Source organism: Kitasatospora sp. NPDC093806, assembly GCF_040683335.1.
Lineage (GTDB): Bacteria > Actinomycetota > Actinomycetes > Streptomycetales > Streptomycetaceae > Kitasatospora.
This window is the reverse complement of record NZ_JBFBDO010000053.1, coordinates 1-18,159: the sequence shown is the minus strand read 5'-3', so window position 1 is coordinate 18,159 and position 18,159 is coordinate 1. Positions and strand designations below refer to the sequence as shown.

The following is an 18,159-nucleotide window of genomic DNA, read 5'->3' as shown; positions in this document are numbered from 1 at the left end:
GCCGAGGATCGGCGGTGCTCGTCCTGCTTCTTCGATGACTGCTGACGGGCGCGAGGCGCCCACTCCTGCCGCGTGGCACAGGGCTGACGCGGTGTCAGCGCTCCTGGTCGGAGCGCCCCGGGCGGTCGTGCGGTGGCCCGGACGGGTCCGCGGACCCGTCCTCCCGGCCTCGGCCGTCCGAAGTCTTGGGTACTGCGGGGTCGGTGGCACCGGCGGACGTTCCGGTCCGTCCGGTGCGGTTGGCCCGCTCGGTCTCGATCAGCTCGTTGAGCCAGCGGACCTCGCGCTCCACCGACTCCAGTCCGTGCCGCTGCAGCTCGACGGTGTAGTCGTCGAAGCGTTCGCGGGCCCGGGCCAGCGAGTTGCGCATCCGCTCCAGGCGCTCCTCCAGCCGGCTGCGGCGGCCTTCCAGGACGCGCATCCGCACCGCCCGGTCGGTCTGGCCGAAGAAGGCGAAGTGCACACCGAAGTGCTCGTCCTCCCAGGCGTTCGGGCCGGAGTCGGCGAGCAGCTCCTCGAACCGCTGCTTCCCCTCGGGGGAGAGCCGGTAGACGATCTTGGACCGCTTGCCGTTGAGCGCGGTGGCCGGGACGTACTCGACGTCCGGGTTGTCCTCGACCAGGAAACCCTGGGCCACCAGGCTCTTCAGACAGGGGTAGAGCGTCCCGTACGAGAACGCGCGGAACGAGCCGAGCAGGACGTTGAGCCGTTTGCGCAGCTCGTACCCGTGCATCGGGGCGTCGTGGAGGAGTCCGAGAACGGCGAACTCCAGCACACCCGAGCGCCTGCCCACGTGTCCTCGTCCTCCCTTCCCCGATCGGTCCGCGACCTGCCGCTGTCGGCAGTATGCCGTTCCGATGTATCGGCTCGATATATCGAGAACAGTAAGCCTGGGTCACCGAACGAGCAAGGGGGGCGCGCGTGAATGTGATCACAAGGCGGCGCGCGGCGGCGCTTGGCAACGGGCGTGTAATGATCTTCCGTCGATTTGCGGGTATTGGCGTTTGATGCCCGATTAGTTCGGTTTCAGGGCTGCGTACGCTGTCGCGTGTGCACGAGGACCACCTCCGGGGTTAGGGCGGTTGCGGGCATCGGACGTGGACCCTGCCTTCAGGCTCGACCAGCCTGGCGAGGAGTAGCTGGAACATGAGCGAACGACGGCGGAGGTCGCCGGGCGGCGACGGTCGCCCTCCGGGCGACAACGGACGCGCCGGTGGAGCAGGCGGCGACGAGCTCGGCTCGGACGGCCTCGGCCGGCGGCGTCCCCCCGGCATGCGGGAGACCGCCCAGCAGCCCAAGATGACCCGTGCCGAGATGCGCAAGGCCGCCCAGAAGGGCGGTGGCCGGCGGGCCGGCGCCGCCGGAGCCGCGGCCGGTGCGGCCGCCGCCGCACCCGGGAAGAAGCGATTCATCGACTACCCGCGGTTCGGCAAGCAGGGCGTCCGCCGCTGGCTGCCGTCCTGGCGGCAGTGGCTGACCGCGGTGCTGCTCGTCGTCGCGGCCTGCGTGGGCACGGTCTTCTACATCTACCAGTCGACCAAGATCCCGCCGCTGAACGCCCTGGTGAACGACCAGAACAACATCTACTACTGGGCCGACGGCACCGAGATGGTCCGCAAGGGCGAGACCAACCGGCAGATCGTCGAGCTCGGCGACATCTCGCCCAACCTGCAGAACGCGGTCATCGCGGCGGAGAACGAGACCTTCCGCACCGACAGCGGCATCGACCCCAAGGGCATGCTGCGCGCCGTGATCAACATGGCCAAGGGCGGCGAGACCCAGGGCGCCTCGACCATCACCCAGCAGTACGTCAAGAACGCCTACCTGACGCAGGAGCAGACCCTCTCCCGCAAGGTGAAGGAGTTCTTCATCACCCTGAAGGTCAACCAGGAGTACGAGAAGCCCGACATCCTCAAGGGCTACCTCAACACCAGCTGGTTCGGCCGCGGCGCGACCGGCGCCCAGGCCGCCGCCCAGGCCTACTACGGCGTCAACGCCAAGGACCTGGACCTCTGCCAGAGCGCGATGCTGGCCGGCCTGCTCAAGGGCGCGTCGTTCTACGACCCGACCATCAAGGCCAACCAGGGCCGCGCCGAGGAGCGCTGGAAGTGGATCCTGGACCGGATGGTGGAGACCAAGAACGCCACCGCCGAGGAGCGGGCGAAGTGCACCACCTTCCCCGCGCCGATCAAGCAGGTCCCGCCGGCCAACATGAACGGCCAGATCAGCTACCTGGTGGAGACCGCCAACAAGTACGTCATGGTCAAGGACCCGACGATCGACCAGCGGGCGATCGACAAGGGCGGCTTCAAGATCTACACGACCTTCCAGAAGGACAAGGTCGAGTACCTGAAGAAGGCCGTCGACGACGTCAAGGCCGAGACCCTCAACCCGCAGAAGCGCCCGAACAACGACAACTTCATCCAGTTCGGCGCGGCCAGCATCGTCCCCGGTGACGGCGCGATCGTCGCCATCTACGGCGGTGAGGGCGCGGAGAACGGCCGCTACGAGAACAACGCGGACGCCCAGGGCGTGCAGGTCGGCTCGACCTTCAAGCCCTTCGTGCTGGCCGCCGCGATGCAGGCCGGTGTGCAGACCCAGAAGGACAACACCGGCAAGCCGAAGCGGATCAACGCCGACAGCCGCTACCTCTCCGACGACATGTCGGAGATCCGCAAGGCCGACGGCTCGCTGCTGATGGGCGACGACGGCAAGCCCTACAAGCAGAAGAACGAGGAGAAGGGCAAGCGCGGTTACGTCTCGCTGCGGATGGCCATGCAGTGGTCGTACAACGTGCCCTTCGTCCAGCTGAACCAGGACGTCGGCGGCGCGGCCGTGGCCGAGACCGCCAAGGCGATGGGCATCCGCGAGGAGAGCATCGCCAAGGAGTCGAAGGTCGCCACCTTCCCGCTCGGCGTCTCCACCATCAGCCCGATCCGGATGGCCGACGCCTACGCGACGCTCGCCGCCAGCGGCAAGCAGGTCGACCCGTACTCGGTCACCAAGGTCCTGGTGGACGGCAAGGAGCGGCCGCTCTTCGCCAAGCACGACGTCAAGCAGGCCCTGGAGCCGGCGGTCGCCGACAACGTCACCGACGTGCTGGTGAACGTGGCGAAGAACGGTACCGGTTCGAAGTCCAACGCGCTGGGCCGCCCGGTGGCCGGCAAGACCGGTACCACCGACGAGAACAAGTCGGCCTGGTGGGTCGGCTACACCCCGCAGCTGACCACCAGCGTGGCGATGTGGCGCGAGGACCCGGTGGCGAAGGAGCGGCTCTCGCTCAACGGCACCGGCGGCAAGGACTCGGTGCACGGTGGTGACACCCCGACCGACGTCTTCACCCGGTACATGAAGGCCGCGCTGGCCAACGAGAAGAAGCTGGACTTCCCGACCCCGCAGCCGGTCGGCTCCCAGGTCGACTCCTCGGGCGCGCCGAGCACGGCCAGCGCGGTGCCCACCCCGACCGCGACCGAGACCGTGACGGTCCCGCCGGTGGACCCGAACGCCCAGCAGCCGACCCAGCCGCCGGTCACCCAGGGCCCGGCCTGCGTCCCCGGCGTGGACTGCCCGGGCACCGTGCCCACCCAGCCGGCGCCGACCAAGACCAACCCGGGCGGCACCGGCGGCGGCACCGGCGGTGGCGGAACCAACGGTGGCGGCACCACCGGCGGCGGTACGGGCGGCGGCACCGGCGGTGGCGGCACCACCGGTGGCGGCACCGGCGGCACCACCCCCTCGCCGGGCTGCCTGCCCGTCCTCGGCTGCACCACGCCGACCACCCCGCCCAGCCCGACCCCCGACCCGGGCGCCGGCGGGACCACCGGCATGCCGACCAGCAAGCCGCCCAAGCCGAGCACCTCGCCCTCGGCGACCACCACCGGCAGCGCCGTGGCGCCGTAGGACGCCCGGACGACGACGGCGGTGGGGAGCTCCACGGAGCTCCCCACCGCCGTTTCGCCGTATTCGGAGGGATTCGTGCCGCCGCCCGGGCCCCGGCGGCCGGGCCATCCCGGGGTCCTCCTCGTCCGGACGGGACCGGTGCGGCAGGATGTCCGCCATGACGTCCAGCGCTCCTGACGAAGAGCCCGCGCCCGCGCCGGCCGGCCCGCAGGTCAACACCGTGGTGGTGCCGGCGGACGAGGACCCGGTCGCGGCGGCCGGCAGCGAGGTGATCGGCGGCCCGCCCGGACGGCGCGCGCTGCTCGGCGTCTCCTGGTGGATCCCGGCGCGATTCCTGGCGCTGGTGGTGATCGCGGTCTCGGTGCTGGGCATGGCGCAGAAACTGCCCTGCTACAACGCCGCCTGGTTCCAGCCGGGTTCGCCGCAGTACGTGCACGCCTGCTACAGCGACATTCCGCACCTGTTCTCCGGGCGCGGCTTCGCGGCCGGCCTGCACCCGTACGTGGACCGGATCCCGGGCACCTCCGGGGACCTCCAGTTCCTCGAGTACCCGGTGCTGACCGGCCTGTTCATGCAGGTCTCGGCCTGGCTGACGCCCGGCGGCGGCACCCTGCAGGACCAGGAGCGGTGGTTCTGGACGATCAACGCGGGCCTGCTGATGGCCTGTGCGGTGGTCGCCGTGGTCGCGCTCTCCCGCACCCACCGGCGCCGCCCCTGGGACGCGCTGATGTTCGCGCTGGCGCCCACCCTGCTGCTGAACGCCACCGTCAACTGGGACCTGCTGGCGGTCGCGCTGACCGCCGTCGCCCTCGCCTGGTGGTCCGGCTCGCGGCCGGTCTGGGCCGGGGTGTTCATCGGCCTGGCCACCGCGGCCAAGCTCTACCCGCTGCTGCTGCTCGGTCCGTTGCTGGTGCTCTGCTGGCGGGCCGGCCGCCGGCGCGACCTACGGGCGCTGCTCGGCGGCGCGGTCGGCGCCTGGCTGCTGGTCAACCTGCCGATCATGATCGCCAACTGGCAGGGCTGGTCGACCTTCTACGTCTTCAGCAAGCACCGCAAGGAGGACTACGGCTCGCTCTGGCTGATCGTCATGCAGGACCGCGGCGTCGGGCTGGAGAACCTCGACACCTTCATCGCCGTCCTGATGGTGCTGAGCTGCGCGGGGATAGCGTGGCTCGGCCTCTCGGCGCCCCGCCGGCCGCGGGTGACCCAGCTGGCCTTCCTGGTGGTGGCCGCGTTCGTGCTGCTCAACAAGGTGTACTCGCCGCAGTACGTGCTCTGGCTGCTGCCGCTCGCGGTGCTGGCCCGGCCACGCTGGCGGGACTTCCTGATCTGGCAGGCCTGCGAGGTGCTCTACACCCTGGGCATCTGGTCCCACCTGGGCTTCGTCACCGGGCCCAAGCAGCACGGGATCGGCGAGTCCTGGTACCACTTCGCGATCGTGCTGCACCTGCTCGGCACGCTCTACCTGGTCGGGATGGTGATCCGGGACATCCTGCTGCCGGACCGCGACCCGGTGCGCTGGGACGGCAGCGACGACCCCTCCGGCGGGGTGCTCGACCAGGCCCCGGACGTCTTCGTGCTCGGCACCGCCCGGCGGCTGCGCGAGGAGGAGAGCTACGCCGGGTACGCGCCGGCCGGCCCCGAGGCGTGGCTCAGCGAGCCGCCCGCCCCGGAACCGGCCGAGAAGGTGCGGTAGCCGTCAGCGGTCCACCACGCGGTCGAAGTGCGTGGTGGTGTGCCGGACCTGGAGGCCGAGCTCGTCGCCGACCGCCGGCGGCTTGCTCTCCCCGTCCAGGAAGAGCAGCGAGACCTGCATGTGCGGCGGCTCGGCGAACCAGAGCTGCTTGCCCGCCCAGTGGTACGGCGACTTGGTCTTGTTGACGGTCGCCAGACCCGCCCGGGCGATGCCCTTGGCCCGCGAGGACATGCCCTGGACGTACTTGGGCGCCTCCAGGCCGATGCCGTGCGCGGTGCCGCCGGCCACCACCACCAGGTGGCCGTCGGTCGGCGCCGGGTGCTGGCGGTAGCCGTACCGGTCGCCCTTCTTCACCGGGGTGACGTCCAGCACCGTCGCCCGGACCTCCAGCGCGCCGTGGTCGCCCAGCCAGAGCCGGGTGCCGATCCGGGCCCGGAAGACGGTGTCCGGGTAGCGCTGGGCCAGCTGCTCCATGCCCGCCGCGCCGAGGTGGCTGACGAAGACGGTGTGCACCGCGATGCCGGCGGCCCGGGCGGTGTCCACCCAGTACGCGACCTCCTCGACCGGGCTGGAGCCGTCCGGCCGGTCCATCGGCAGGTGCAGCGCCAGGCCCTCGAAGGAGACGCCGTCCAGCTCGGCGGCGACCGTGCCGAGGTCGGCCGCCGAGACGCCGTGCCGGCGCATGGTGGTCATGCACTCCAGCACCACCCGGGCACCGTGCAGCGCCCGCAGCGCGTCGACGTGCGCCACCGTCCGGATCACCCGGGCGTGCGGCAGCGGCAGCGCCTCCTCGCCGACCCGGTACGGGGTCAGCACCAGCAGCTCGCCGCCGTACCAGTCGGCCGCGTCGGCCGCCTCGTAGGCGGTGCCGACCGCCAGGACGCCGGTGCCGAGGAGGGTCGCCTCCTCGGCCAGGCGGTGGTTGCCCAGTCCGTAGCCGTTGCCCTTCGCCACCGGCACCAGGCCGGGGAACTCGGCCAGGACGGAGCGCTGGTGGGTACGCCAGCGTTCGGTGTCGAGGTAGAGCGACAGCGTCATCGGGTCATCTCCCAGAGGGTGTTGGGCACGGCGGCGGCTCGGTGGCTCGGCGGGGCGCTGCTCAGCGGCGCGACATGTAGAGGTCGAGGGCCTTGTGCAGCAGCTTGTTGAGCGGGAAGTCCCACTCGCCGAGGTACTCGGCGGCCTGGCCGCCGGTGCCGACCTTGAACTGGATCAGGCCGAACAGGTGGTCGTTCTCGTCCAGGGTGTCGGAGATGCCGCGCAGGTCGTAGACCCCGCCGCCGAGCGCGTAGGAGTCGCGCATCATCCGCCACTGGATCGCGTTGGACGGCTTGACCTCGCGCTTGTGGTTGGCCGAGGCGCCGTACGAGTACCAGACGTGCTCGCCGACGACCAGCATCGTGGTCGCGGCCAGCGGCTCGCCCTCGTGGTACGCGATGTACAGGCGCATGCGGTTCGGGTCCTCGGCGGTGAGGGCCTTCCACATCCGCTGGAAGTAGGCCAGCGGGCGCGGGGTGAACTTGTCGCGCTCGGCGGTCACCAGGTAGAGCTGGTGGAAGATCGGCAGCTCGTCGTAGCCGCCCTGGATCACCTCGACGCCGCTCTTCTCGGCCTTCTTGATGTTGCGGCGCCAGAGCTGGTTGAAGCCCTTCTGGATGTCGTCCAGCGAGCGGTTGGCCAGCGGCACCTGGAAGACGTAGCGCGGCTGGACGTCGCCGAAGCCGGCCCCGCCGTCCTCGCCCTGCAGCCAGCCGGCCTTGCGCAGCCGGTCGGCCACCTCGAAGGCGCGCGGCTCGTACCAGTCGGCCTCGATGTCGCGCAGCCGCTTGGCCTGCTTGGCGGCGATCGCCTCCTTGATGGTGGGGGCGTTCCAGCGGCGGATGACCACCGGCGGGCCCATCTTCACCGAGAAGGCGCCCTGGGACTTCAGGTGCGCGAGCATCGGCTGCAGCCAGCGGTCGAGGTCGCGGTCGAACCAGTCGATGACCGGGCCCTCGGGCAGGTACGCCAGGTACCGCTTGACCTTCGGCAGCTGCCGGTAGAGCACCAGGCCGGCCCCGACGAGCTGGTTGTCCTGGTCGAACCAGCCGATCGACTCGGAGCGCCACTCGGCCTTCACATCGCCCCAGGACGGCACCTGCATGTGGCTGGCCGAGGCGCGGCTCCTGATGAAGGCGAGGTGCTCCTCGCGGGTGATCGTCCTCAGGCGCAGGCTCATGCTCGGTGCTCCTCGTCGGTCGGGCTGCGGTGGGCCCCGTGTTTCTCCCGGTGACCTTATCGTCCGGGGCCCCGGCGGCTGTGGGCGCGGCGGAGCCCCCGTCGCGCACCGGTCTCCATGGACAGATACGCGACGGGGGCCCGGGGGGTTCCGCGCGGTGACGGGGCTAACCCCAGAGGCCGCCGCGGGCGATGCCGAGGTAGAAGCCGATCGCCGAGGCGCCGAGCGTGACCATCAGGACGAAGCGCTCGGCCGTGGTCACCGAGACGTACATGCCCACGAGTCCGGAGACGATCCCGAACAGGCCGGTCCACGAGGTGAGCAGGTGGAGGTTGTAGAAGAACGAGGTGATGAAGGAGATCGCGCCCAGCACGGCGGTGAGGCCGACCAGGGCGTTCTCCCTCGGGTGCGGGTGGCCGTCGGTGTTCAGGGTGAGGGCGGGGATCCGGGGAACGGTCTGGGCCATGTGTCCCACCTCCTGGCGTGGAGACGAACGAGCAGGAAACCCGTTCCGTCCAGATTGCGGCGGTTGCGCGGGTCTCACAACCCCTATGCGTTTTGTTCGGCCGTCCGGGTGCGGGTAGGCTGTGCCGTCTGCACTGGTGTAGTTGTGCCTCCCTCTGCCCACTTCCGGGTGAGCGGGGGTCCGGCTGTCAGACCCGACCACTACGGTGGCCGGTGTCGTCACTACTCCGGTGCCGACGCTGCACAACCCTCCTGCCACGGAGAGACCGTGGCCGCTGAGTCCAAAGGAGGTGGGTTACTCATGCGTCACTACGAGCTGATGGTCATCCTCGACCCCTCGGTCGAGGAGCGCGCTGTCTCCCCCCTGATCGAGAGCTTCCTCGCCGTCGTCCGCAACGGCGGTGGCAAGGTCGAGAAGGTCGACACCTGGGGTCGTCGCCGCCTGGCTTACGAGATCAACAAGCAGTCCGAGGGCATCTACTCGGTCATCGACCTGCAGGCCACGCCTGAGGTCGTCAAGGAGCTCGACCGCCAGCTGGGCCTGAGCGAGTCGGTTCTCCGGACCAAGGTCCTGCGCCCGGACACCCACTGAGCCACCTCTGAGGCCTTCGGGTCTCGGGTAGCTCGCGACCGCTGTTTCACGTGAAACAGCGGTGAACGGCAATCTTCCCGAGAGGTCATCACCACCATGGCAGGCGAGACCGTCATCACCCTCGTCGGCAATCTCGTCGACGACCCCGAGCTGCGCTTCACCCCGTCGGGTGCGGCGGTCGCGAAGTTCCGCATCGCGTCCACCCCCCGCACCTTCGACCGCCAGACGAACGAGTGGAAGGACGGCGAGAGCCTCTTCCTCACGTGCAACGTCTGGCGGCAGCCGGCGGAGAACGTGGCCGAGTCGCTCCAGCGCGGCATGCGCGTCATCGTGCAGGGCCGACTGCGCCAGCGGTCTTACGAGACCAAGGAAGGCGAGAAGCGGACGGTCTTCGAGGTCGAGGTCGACGAGGTGGGCCCGAGCCTGCGCTCGGCGACCGCGAAGGTCACCCGGGCCAACCGGTCCGGCGGCCCGCAGGGCGGCGGCTTCGGCGGCGCCCCGCAGGGCGGCGGCGGCCAGGGCGGCGGTAACTGGGGCGGCGGTGGCGGCCAGCAGGGCGGCGGCTGGGGTGGAAACTCCGGCGGCCAGTCCGGCCCGTCCGACGACCCGTGGGCGTCCAGCGCTCCCTCTGGTGGAAACCAGGGTGGCGGCTGGGGTGCCCCGTCCGGTGGCGGTTTCTCGGAAGAGCCCCCGTTCTAAGAGCTGACAGATTTCGTGCGGCCGGGCCGCCGGCGTCGTGAGACGCCCGCCCGGCCGTGAACCCCACAGGGAGCACACAATGGCGAAGCCGCCTGCTCGCAAGCCTAAGAAGAAGGTTTGCGTCTTCTGCAAGGACAAGGTCAACTACGTTGACTACAAGGACACGAACCTGCTGCGGAAGTTCATCTCCGACCGCGGCAAGATCCGTGCCCGCCGGGTCACCGGCAACTGCACCCAGCACCAGCGTGACGTCGCCACGGCCGTGAAGAACAGCCGTGAGATGGCGCTGCTGCCCTACACCAGCACCGCGCGCTAAGAGAGGGTGACCGAATAATGAAGATCATCCTCACTCACGAGGTGCCGGGTCTCGGTTCCGCCGGCGAGGTCGTCGAGGTCAAGGACGGCTACGGCCGCAACTACCTGGTCCCGCGCGGCTACGCCATCCGCTGGACCAAGGGTGGTCAGAAGGACGTCGACGCCATCCGTCGCGCCCGGAAGATCCACGAGATCCAGACCCTTGAGGCCGCCAACGAGGTCAAGGGCAAGCTCGAGGGCGTCCAGGTCAAGCTGGCCGTTCGCTCGGGCGAGGCCGGCCGTCTGTTCGGCTCGGTGACCCAGGCCGACGTCGTCGAGGCCATCAAGGCCGCCGGCGGCCCGGTGGTCGACAAGCGCGCCGTCGCGATCGCCTCGCCGATCAAGACCGTGGGCACCCACAAGGTCTCGGTCAAGCTGCACGCCGACGTCCAGGCCAACCTCGACGTCGCCGTCGTCGCCGCCTGAGCTCGGTAGCGACAGCTCCGTAGCAGTGGCCCGAGGGCCGGTCCCCCCGTCCGGGGGGACCGGCCCTCGGTCGTTTCCGGCGGCAACCCTCGGTCAGCTCCGGACCGCCCCGGTGACCAGCCACTTGCCGCCGCGGGCCCGTCCGGCCAGGAAGCCGCCGCGGACCAGCATGAACAGGTTCATCGCCCACCAGAGCCCGGCCAGCCCGGTGCCGCTGGCCGGCACCGCCAGCGCGGCCGGCGCGAACACCGCCAGGGTGCCGAGCATCGCCCAGGCCAGGTACGGGCCGTCCCCGGCGCCCATCAGCACCCCGTCCAGGACGAAGACCAGCCCGGCGACCGGCTGGCAGAGCGCGAGCAGCAGCAGGACGGTGTCCAGCTGCTGCTGCACCGCCGGGTCCGGGGTGAACAGCGGCACGTACAGCGGCCGGGCCAGCACCACCAGCAGGCCCAGCAGCACCCCGGCGCCGATGCCCCACTCGATCATCCGCCGGGCGGCCGCCCTGGTCCCCGGGACGTCCCCGGCGCCCAGGTAGCGGCCGATGATGGCCTGGCCGGCGATCGCGATGGCGTCCAGCGCGAAGGCGATGAACAGGAAGACCGTCATGGCGATCTGGTGCGCGGCCATCTGGTCGTCGCCGAGCCCGGCGGCCACCGCGGTGGCGATCATCAGGACGGCGCGCAGGCTCAGGGTGCGGACCAGCAGCGGGCCGCCGGCCCTGGCGCCGGCCCCTATCCCGGCCGGGTCGGGCCGCAGCGAGGCGCCCTCCCGGCGGGCCCCGCGCACCACCACGAACAGGTAGACGGCGGCCATGCCGGTCTGCGCGAGCACGGTGCCCCAGGCCGAGCCGGCCACCCCGAGACCGGCGCCGTACACCAGGCCGAGGTTCAGGCCGAGGTTGGCGGCGAACCCGGCGACGGCCACGTACAGCGGGGTCCTGGTGTCCTGGAGGCCGCGCAGCACCCCGGTGGCGGCCATCACCAGGAGGATCGCCGGGATGCCGAGCGCGCTGATCCGCAGGTAGGTGACCGCGTACGGGACGGCCGTCGGCGAGGCGCCGAGCAGCCGGGCCAGCTGCGGGGCGAGCAGCAGGACCAGCGCGACCACCGCGGCGGAGAGCCCGAGGGCCAGCCAGATGCCGTCGATACCCTGCTGGATCGCGGCCCGGCGGTCCCCGGCGCCGATCCGGCGGGCGACCGCGGCGGTGGTGGCGTAGGCGAGGAAGACGAAGACCCCGGTGGCGGTGGTGAGGACGGCCGAGGCCACGCCGACGCCGGCCAGCTGGGCGGTGCCGAGGTGGCCGACGATGGCCGAGTCGGCCAGCAGGAAGAGCGGCTCGGCGACCAGGGCGCCGAAGGCCGGGACGGCGAGGGCCAGGATCTCCCGGTCGTGGCGGCGGCGGTCGGTGGTGACGGTCATGCGGTCAAGGCTACTCATCCACAGGTAATGGGCGAAAGTGTGGTTGGTCGCTTACTCGTACGTGTGGGCGACCGGGCCGTCCGGGTCTGTGTCCACCACCACCCGGCTGTGTGTGAAGAATTTCTCATGCACAGCCCCTGGAGGAGGGAATCGCAGGTCAGCGAGTTGACGGTGGATCGATGGTCCGGTTATCCACAGGGCTTTCCACAGGGGCGTCCACAGGTTTGCCGTACTTCTCCACAGCCGTGGGCCGCTCGTCCACACCCCCTGTGGATAACCGCCTTGGCTGAAGGGCTCCCGGCGCCTTAGCGTGGGCCCTCCGGCCGACACTCCCAGCCGCCCCGGCGTCCGATTTGTCGGTGTGGTGGCGTAGAAATGCGGTGGCGCGGAGTCGGACTCCGGGCCGCCCAGCCACCGGCAAGGCCCGCTCCAACTCGCACCACTCGCTGATCGGGGAACACGCGTGACCGGCCCCCAGTACGACGACCACGACGCCCCGCCGCCGCCGGAGGACGACTGGCAGAACGCCGACGACCCCTTCCCGGCCGGCGCCTTCGCCGACGACCCCTTCCCGGCCGGTCCCGGCGACCGGCTGCCGGTCTCGCGCGGGCGCGGCGGAGGTCAGGGGCAGGGCGGCTCCGGTGGGTCGGGCGGTTCGGGCGGCTTCCAGAAGGGCGGCAAGGGCGGCTCCGGCGGCTTCCAGCGCGGTGACGGCAAGCGGCGCCAGGGCGGCGAGGAGGACCGCGGCGAGGGCGGCCTCGAAGGCTTCGAGCGCGTCCCCCCGCAGGACCTCGCGGCCGAGCAGTCCGTCCTCGGCGGCATGCTGCTCTCCAAGGACGCCATCGCCGACGTCGTCGAGGTGCTCAAGCCCGCCGACTACTACCGGCCCGCGCACGAGCTGGTGCACGGCGCGATCCTCGACCTCTACGCGCGCGGCGAGCCGGCCGACCCGATCACCGTGGCCGGCGAGCTGACCAAGCGCGGCGAGCTCCAGCGGGTCGGCGGCCCCGGCTACCTGCACACCCTGGTCAACTCCGTCCCGACCGCCGCCAACGCCGAGTACTACGCGCAGATCGTGCACGAGCGCGCGGTGCTGCGCCGGCTGGTCGAGGCGGGCACCCGGATCGCCGGCATGGGCTACGCCGCCGAGGGCGACGTCGACGAGATCGTCAACGCGGCGCAGGCGGAGATCTACGCGGTCACCGAGCAGCGCACCAACGAGGACTACGCGCCGCTCGCCGACATCATGGAGGGCGCCCTCGACGAGATCGAGTCGATCGGCTCCCGCAACGGCCAGATGTCCGGCGTCCCGACCGGCTTCGCCGACTTCGACGCGCTGACCAACGGCCTGCACCCCGGCCAGATGATCGTCATCGCGGCCCGCCCCGCGATGGGCAAGTCCACCCTGGCGCTGGACTTCGCCCGGGCCTGCTCGATCCACCACAAGCTGCCGAGCGTGATCTTCTCGCTCGAAATGGGCCGCAACGAGATCGCCATGCGCCTGCTCTCCGCCGAGGCCCGGGTCGCGCTGCACCACATGCGCTCCGGCTCCATGACGGACGACGACTGGACCCGGGTCGCCCGCCGGATGCCGGACGTCAGCGAGGCCCCGCTGTTCATCGACGACTCGCCGAACCTGTCGATGATGGAGATCCGGGCCAAGTGCCGCCGGCTCAAGCAGCGCAACGACATCAAGCTCGTCGTCATCGACTACCTCCAGCTGATGCAGTCCGGCGGCTCCCGCCGGGCCGAGAACCGTCAGCAGGAGGTCTCCGACATGTCGCGAAACCTGAAGCTGCTGGCCAAGGAGCTGGAGGTGCCGGTGATCGCGCTCTCCCAGCTGAACCGTGGTCCCGAGCAGCGCACCGACAAGCGGCCGATGGTCTCCGACCTGCGTGAGTCCGGCTCGATCGAGCAGGACGCCGACATGGTCATCCTGCTGCACCGCGAGGACGCCTACGAGAAGGAGTCGCCGCGCGCCGGCGAGGCCGACCTGATCGTCGCCAAGCACCGTAACGGCCCCACCGCCACCATCACCGTGGCCTTCCAGGGCCACTACTCCCGCTTCGTCGACATGACCCGGGACTGACGGGTCAGATGGTGACGGTGGCCCGGAAGAGGGTGGCGGCGTCGCCGTCCAGGCGGGTCGGGGTGCCGGTGGCGGGCAGGAAGGCGGACTCGCCGCGGGCGAGGTCCAGCACGGTGCCGTCGGCGCCGGTCAGCCGGACGGTGCCGGCGGTGCAGAGCAGGATCTGCGGGGCGTCGCCGTCGACCGCGCGCTCCCGGCCGGCCAGGACGAACCGGGAGAGCCGGAACTCGTCGATCGGGACGGGGTAGAGCTCCTCGCCGGGCGTCCCCCCGACCGGGACCGGCAGCAGCGGCTCCGGTGCGCAGGCGGCGAACTCGACCACCCGGAGCAGCTCCGGCACGTCGATGTGCTTGGGGGTGAGTCCGGCCCGCAGCACGTTGTCCGAGTTGGCCTGCAGCTCGACGCAGACCCCGTGCAGGTAGGCGTGCGGGACGCCGGCGCCCAGGTAGAGCGCCTGCCCGGCGCGGAGCCGGACGTGGTTGAGCAGCAGCCCGGCGATCAGCCCGACGTCGCCGGGGAAGTCCCGGCTGATCCGGGTGTACGGCGCGTACGGGCCGTCCGGGTCGGCGGCGGCGGCCTTGCCGACCGCCTCGGCGGTGTCCCGGACGGTGGCCGCCGCGGCGGGCCCGTCCAGGGTGAGGACGGCGGCCAGCGCGCGGCTGAGCGCCTCGGACTCGTCCTCGGCGCGCAGCAGGGCGATCACCGGCTCCAGCGCGGGCACGTCCAGACCGGCCAGCAGCGCGGCCGCCTCGGCGGGCCGGCGGAAGCCGCACAGGCCGTCGAAGTCGCCCAGCGCGCAGATCAGTTCGGGCTTGTGGTTGTCGTCCCGGTAGTTCCGGTGCGGGGCGTCCAGCGGGATGCCGAGGGCGTTCTCGGCGGCGTACCCGGCCCGGGCCTGGTCGAGCGAGGGGTGGGCCTGGATGGAGATCGGGATGCCGGGCGCCAGGACCTTCAGCAGGAACGGCAGGGCCGGGCCGAACCGGGCCACCGAGCGGGCGCCGAGCTCGCCCTCCGGGTCGGCGGCGATCAGCTCGTCCAGCCGGCGCGGCCCGTCGCCCCGGTCGGCCCGGGAGGGGTCGCCGGGGTGGGCGCCCATCCAGAGCTCGGCCTGCGGTTCACCGGTCGGCTCCTGCCCGAGCAGCTCGGGCAGCGCGGTGACCGACCCCCAGGCGTACGGGCGGACGGTGTTGACGAGCTTGTCCATGGGCGCGGTCCTGCTCCTTTGCTGCGGTGGCTGCTGGGCCGCGCCGCCGGGCGGCGGCCGCCGGCGGGCGGGTGGTCCGGGCAAAGGCCGGGCTTCGAGCCGGGCATCGACCCTAGCCGACCCGTGCCTCCCCGGGGGAAACGGCGGGTGCCGGCGGGGAGTGCCCGGGCGGCTTCCGGGGCAGCGGGGCGGCTCGACACCGCAGTAGTAGGATGCCAGGACGCAGTGTTTTCCACAGTGGCTCCGGGGGCCGGCGGGGTGCCGGACGGGGCCGCGTCTTCTGATGAGTGCGGGCAACGGTGACTGGCACTTCCCGCCACCGGCCGAGAGGTTAGTACGTGACCGTCAACCAGCAGAGTTTTGCTGATCTCGGCAGGGTCCTGGTGATCATCCCGACCTACAACGAGGCGGAGAACGTCGAGCTCATCGTCGGCCGGGTCCGTGCCGCGGTGCCCGAGGTGCACGTCCTCGTCGCCGACGACAACAGCCCGGACGGCACCGGGGACCTGGCCGACAAGCTGGCCGCCGAGGACCCGCAGGTGCACGTGATGCACCGCAAGGGCAAGGAGGGGCTGGGCGCCGCCTACCTGGCCGGTTTCCGCTGGGGCATCGACGAGGGCTACGACGTCCTGGTCGAGATGGACGCCGACGGCTCGCACCGCCCCGAGGAGCTGGACCGGCTGCTGACCGCGCTGCGCGGCGCCGACCTGGTGCTGGGCTCGCGCTGGGTGCCCGGCGGCCGGGTGGTGAACTGGCCGAAGTCCCGGCTGCTGCTCTCCCGCGGTGGTTCCACCTACTCGCGGCTGATGCTCGACGTGCCGATCCAGGACGTCACCGGCGGCTACCGGGCGTTCCGCAAGGAGACCCTGCTCGGCCTCGGCATGGACCAGGTCGCCTCGGCCGGCTACTGCTTCCAGGTCGACCTGGCCTGGCGGACGGTGAAGGCCGGCTTCAAGGTGGCCGAGGTGCCGATCACCTTCGTCGAGCGGGAGCTGGGCGCGTCCAAGATGAGCCGGAACATCGTGGTCGAGGCGCTCTGGCGGGTCACCTCCTGGGGCATCGCCGAGCGGGTCGCCAAGCTGACCGGCGGCAAGGGCTGAGCGTCCCGGCCCGACCCGGACACGCGATCGGGAAGGCGCGCCCCGTCGGGCGCGCCTTCCGCGTTTTCGGCGCGCCGTCCTCCCATGCTGTAGGGCGCGGGATCCGCCGAGCCCGAGACCCCGAGCAGGACCGAGACCGGGACCGCCGAACCAGAAGGAGCAGCCAGTGACGTCGTCCCCGCCCGAGGAGAACGCCGCCGCGACCCCGGCGGCCCCCGCGGACGCGGCAGCCGGCCCCGCCGAACCGCCGGTCCGGCCGCTGGAGGTCGCCGTCTTCACCGGCCCCGAGTCGGCCTTCTTCGCCACCTCCACGCTGATCCTCGGCGAGCACACCGCGATCCTGGTCGACGCCCAGCTGACCCGCAGCGCCGGCCGCGAACTGGCCGAGTGGGTGGCTGGCAAGGGCCGCCGGCTGCTCGCCATCGTCATCACCCACCAGCACCCCGACCACTACTTCGGCGCCGAGGAGGTGCTGCGGCTCTTCCCCGAGGCGCAGCTGCTGGCCGCGCCGCCGGTGGTGGACGGCATCCTGCGCACCGCCGCCGCCAAGGTCGCCCAGTGGAAGCCGGTGTACGGGGACGATATCCCGGACCACCCGCTGGTCCCGGCCCCGCTGCTGCCCCAGCCGCTGATGCTCGACCGGCAGCTGATCCCGGTCCTGCTGCTCGGGCAGGGCGACTGCGGCGCCTCCACGGTGGTGCACGTGCCGAGCATCCGCACCGTGGTCGCCGGCGACTTCGTCTACAACGGCACCCACGTCTGGACCGCCGACACCACGCCGGAGCAGCGCACCGAGTGGAACCGCAACCTCGGCCGGATCGCCGAGCTCGGCGCGGACCGGGTGATCGCCGGCCACCGGGCGCCCGAGCAGGGTGACGACGCGGCCCGGGTGCTCGCCTTCACCGGCGAGTACCTGCAGGACTTCGACCGGCTGCTGGCCCTGCACCCGGACGACCCGGAGGCGCTGGTCGCGGCGGTCAACGAGCGGTACGGGGAGCTGACCCTGCCGGCCGTGCTGGAGCTCAGCGCCGCCGCCAACACCGCCCGGGCCGCCGCGGAAACCGAGGCCGCGGAAACCGACGCCACCGAGGACGAGAGGTCCGAGGACGACGGCGGCGCGGCCTGACCCGTCCGGCGGATACTGGCGGCATGACGCCGTACGACGTGATCGTCCCGGCCGGCGGCGCCGCCCGGCGGCTCGGCGGGGCGGACAAGCCCGGCCTGACCGTCGGCGAGACCACCCTGCTGGACCGGGTGCTCGCCGCCTGCGCCGACGCCCGGACCACGGTGGTGGTCGGCCCGGCCCGGTCCACCGCCCGCCCCGGGCTCCGGTGGACCCGGGAGCGCCCGCCCGGCGGCGGACCGGTGGCCGCCGTCGCCGCCGGCCTGGCCGAGGTGACCGCCGACCTGGTGCTGCTGCTGGCCGCCGACCTGCCGTTCCTCGACGAACGCACCGTCCACCGGCTGGTCGCCGCCCTCGACGGGGCCGGCGCCGACACCGAGGCGGCCGTCCTGGTCGACGCCGGCGGCCGCGACCAGCCGCTCGCCGCCGCCTACCGCACCGCCGCCCTGCGCACCGCGCTGGCCGCCGCCGGCGACCCCGCCGGACTCCCGCTGCGCCGCCTCACCGGCGGCCTGCGCACCCTCCGGCTGGCCGACACCGACGACGTCACCTACGACTGCGACACCTGGGAGGACCTCGCCCGGGCCCGCGAACGCGACGGCGGCTGACCCCTCGCTCACCACGGGGAAGGCCCGACGTGAGCGAAACGACGCGCGCCGCTCACCGGGCAAACATCCCGGGGAAACCGCCGATCAGGCAGCATGTTCGCATGGAGCGCACGCTGGATGACTGGATCGCCGAGGTCCGCGCCGAACTGGACATCGACCTGGACGTCGACGTCCGCGGCCTGCTCGACCTGGCCCGGGTGGTCGCACACGGGGTGGACCGCCCGGCCGCCCCGCTGACCACCTTCCTGATCGGCTACGCCGCCGCC

General features: G+C 71.8%; 15 protein-coding genes and 1 pseudogene. 10 read left to right on the top strand and 6 right to left on the bottom strand.

Annotated features, from left to right (window positions below; translation table 11 throughout):
* Positions 1–94: 94 nt before the first annotated feature.
* A complete protein-coding gene (locus tag AB0N76_RS23565) occupies positions 95–793 on the bottom strand; it encodes a helix-turn-helix transcriptional regulator (RefSeq protein ID WP_363559950.1) in 699 nt (232 codons plus the stop codon).
* A 353-nt stretch (positions 794–1,146) separates the two neighbouring features.
* Here AB0N76_RS23565 and AB0N76_RS23560 point away from each other — a divergent pair, with 353 nt between their 5' ends.
* Positions 1,147–3,900: a transglycosylase domain-containing protein gene (locus AB0N76_RS23560; protein WP_363559948.1), complete on the top strand. Its 2,754-nt coding sequence runs from the start codon at positions 1,147–1,149 to the stop codon at positions 3,898–3,900.
* A gap of 157 nt (positions 3,901–4,057) precedes the next feature.
* Complete coding sequence (locus tag AB0N76_RS23555) at positions 4,058–5,596, top strand: glycosyltransferase 87 family protein (protein ID WP_363559946.1); 1,539 nt, start codon at positions 4,058–4,060, stop codon at positions 5,594–5,596.
* A gap of 3 nt (positions 5,597–5,599) precedes the next feature.
* Here the strand turns inward: AB0N76_RS23555 and AB0N76_RS23550 are convergent, their stop codons facing one another.
* The 3 genes from AB0N76_RS23550 to AB0N76_RS23540 form a co-directional block, all read right to left on the bottom strand.
* Positions 5,600–6,634 carry an alanine racemase gene (locus AB0N76_RS23550; RefSeq protein ID WP_363559944.1) on the bottom strand — a complete coding sequence of 345 codons (1,035 nt, stop codon included), beginning with the start codon at positions 6,632–6,634 and terminating at the stop codon, positions 5,600–5,602.
* A gap of 61 nt (positions 6,635–6,695) precedes the next feature.
* The gene (locus AB0N76_RS23545; RefSeq protein WP_363559942.1) at positions 6,696–7,814 is read right to left on the bottom strand and encodes a peptidoglycan bridge formation glycyltransferase FemA/FemB family protein; all 1,119 of its coding nucleotides are present in this window, start codon (positions 7,812–7,814) and stop codon (positions 6,696–6,698) included.
* Between the two features lie 166 nt (positions 7,815–7,980).
* Positions 7,981–8,280, bottom strand: coding sequence for a hypothetical protein (locus AB0N76_RS23540; protein ID WP_363559940.1), 300 nt, complete (start codon positions 8,278–8,280; stop codon positions 7,981–7,983).
* A gap of 300 nt (positions 8,281–8,580) precedes the next feature.
* On the opposite strand from AB0N76_RS23540, the gene rpsF reads away from it, so the two are divergent.
* The 4 genes from rpsF (at position 8,581) to rplI (ending at position 10,350) form a co-directional block, all read left to right on the top strand.
* Positions 8,581–8,871 carry a 30S ribosomal protein S6 gene (rpsF, locus tag AB0N76_RS23535; protein ID WP_329884829.1) on the top strand — a complete coding sequence of 97 codons (291 nt, stop codon included), beginning with the start codon at positions 8,581–8,583 and terminating at the stop codon, positions 8,869–8,871.
* A gap of 96 nt (positions 8,872–8,967) precedes the next feature.
* The gene (locus AB0N76_RS23530; RefSeq protein ID WP_363559938.1) at positions 8,968–9,570 is read left to right on the top strand and encodes a single-stranded DNA-binding protein; all 603 of its coding nucleotides are present in this window, start codon (positions 8,968–8,970) and stop codon (positions 9,568–9,570) included.
* A gap of 79 nt (positions 9,571–9,649) precedes the next feature.
* Positions 9,650–9,886, top strand: coding sequence for a 30S ribosomal protein S18 (rpsR, locus tag AB0N76_RS23525; protein WP_030304537.1), 237 nt, complete (start codon positions 9,650–9,652; stop codon positions 9,884–9,886).
* A 17-nt stretch (positions 9,887–9,903) separates the two neighbouring features.
* Positions 9,904–10,350 (top strand): 50S ribosomal protein L9, encoded by a 447-nt coding sequence (gene rplI / locus AB0N76_RS23520; protein ID WP_363559936.1) that lies wholly within the window; start codon positions 9,904–9,906, stop codon positions 10,348–10,350.
* A 93-nt stretch (positions 10,351–10,443) separates the two neighbouring features.
* On the opposite strand, the gene AB0N76_RS23515 is transcribed toward rplI, so the two are convergent.
* Positions 10,444–11,769, bottom strand: coding sequence for an MATE family efflux transporter (locus tag AB0N76_RS23515; protein ID WP_363559934.1), 1,326 nt, complete (start codon positions 11,767–11,769; stop codon positions 10,444–10,446).
* 592 nt (positions 11,770–12,361) lie between these two features.
* On the opposite strand from AB0N76_RS23515, the gene dnaB reads away from it, so the two are divergent.
* Complete coding sequence (gene dnaB / locus AB0N76_RS23510) at positions 12,362–13,858, top strand: replicative DNA helicase (protein WP_363560002.1); 1,497 nt, start codon at positions 12,362–12,364, stop codon at positions 13,856–13,858.
* Between the two features lie 4 nt (positions 13,859–13,862).
* Here the strand turns inward: dnaB and manA are convergent, their stop codons facing one another.
* On the bottom strand, positions 13,863–15,062 hold the full coding sequence (gene manA, locus AB0N76_RS23505; protein WP_363559932.1) for a mannose-6-phosphate isomerase, class I: 1,200 nt from the start codon (positions 15,060–15,062) through the stop codon (positions 13,863–13,865).
* Positions 15,063–15,400: 338 nt separating this feature from the next.
* Here manA and AB0N76_RS23500 point away from each other — a divergent pair, with 338 nt between their 5' ends.
* The 3 genes and pseudogenes from AB0N76_RS23500 to AB0N76_RS23490 form a co-directional block, all read left to right on the top strand.
* Positions 15,401–16,162: a polyprenol monophosphomannose synthase gene (locus tag AB0N76_RS23500; protein WP_363559930.1), complete on the top strand. Its 762-nt coding sequence runs from the start codon at positions 15,401–15,403 to the stop codon at positions 16,160–16,162.
* A 166-nt stretch (positions 16,163–16,328) separates the two neighbouring features.
* A complete protein-coding gene (locus AB0N76_RS23495; RefSeq protein ID WP_363559928.1) occupies positions 16,329–17,288 on the top strand; it encodes an MBL fold metallo-hydrolase in 960 nt (319 codons plus the stop codon).
* Between the two features lie 23 nt (positions 17,289–17,311).
* Positions 17,312–18,159: pseudogene (locus AB0N76_RS23490) on the top strand (NTP transferase domain-containing protein); the annotation flags it as partial.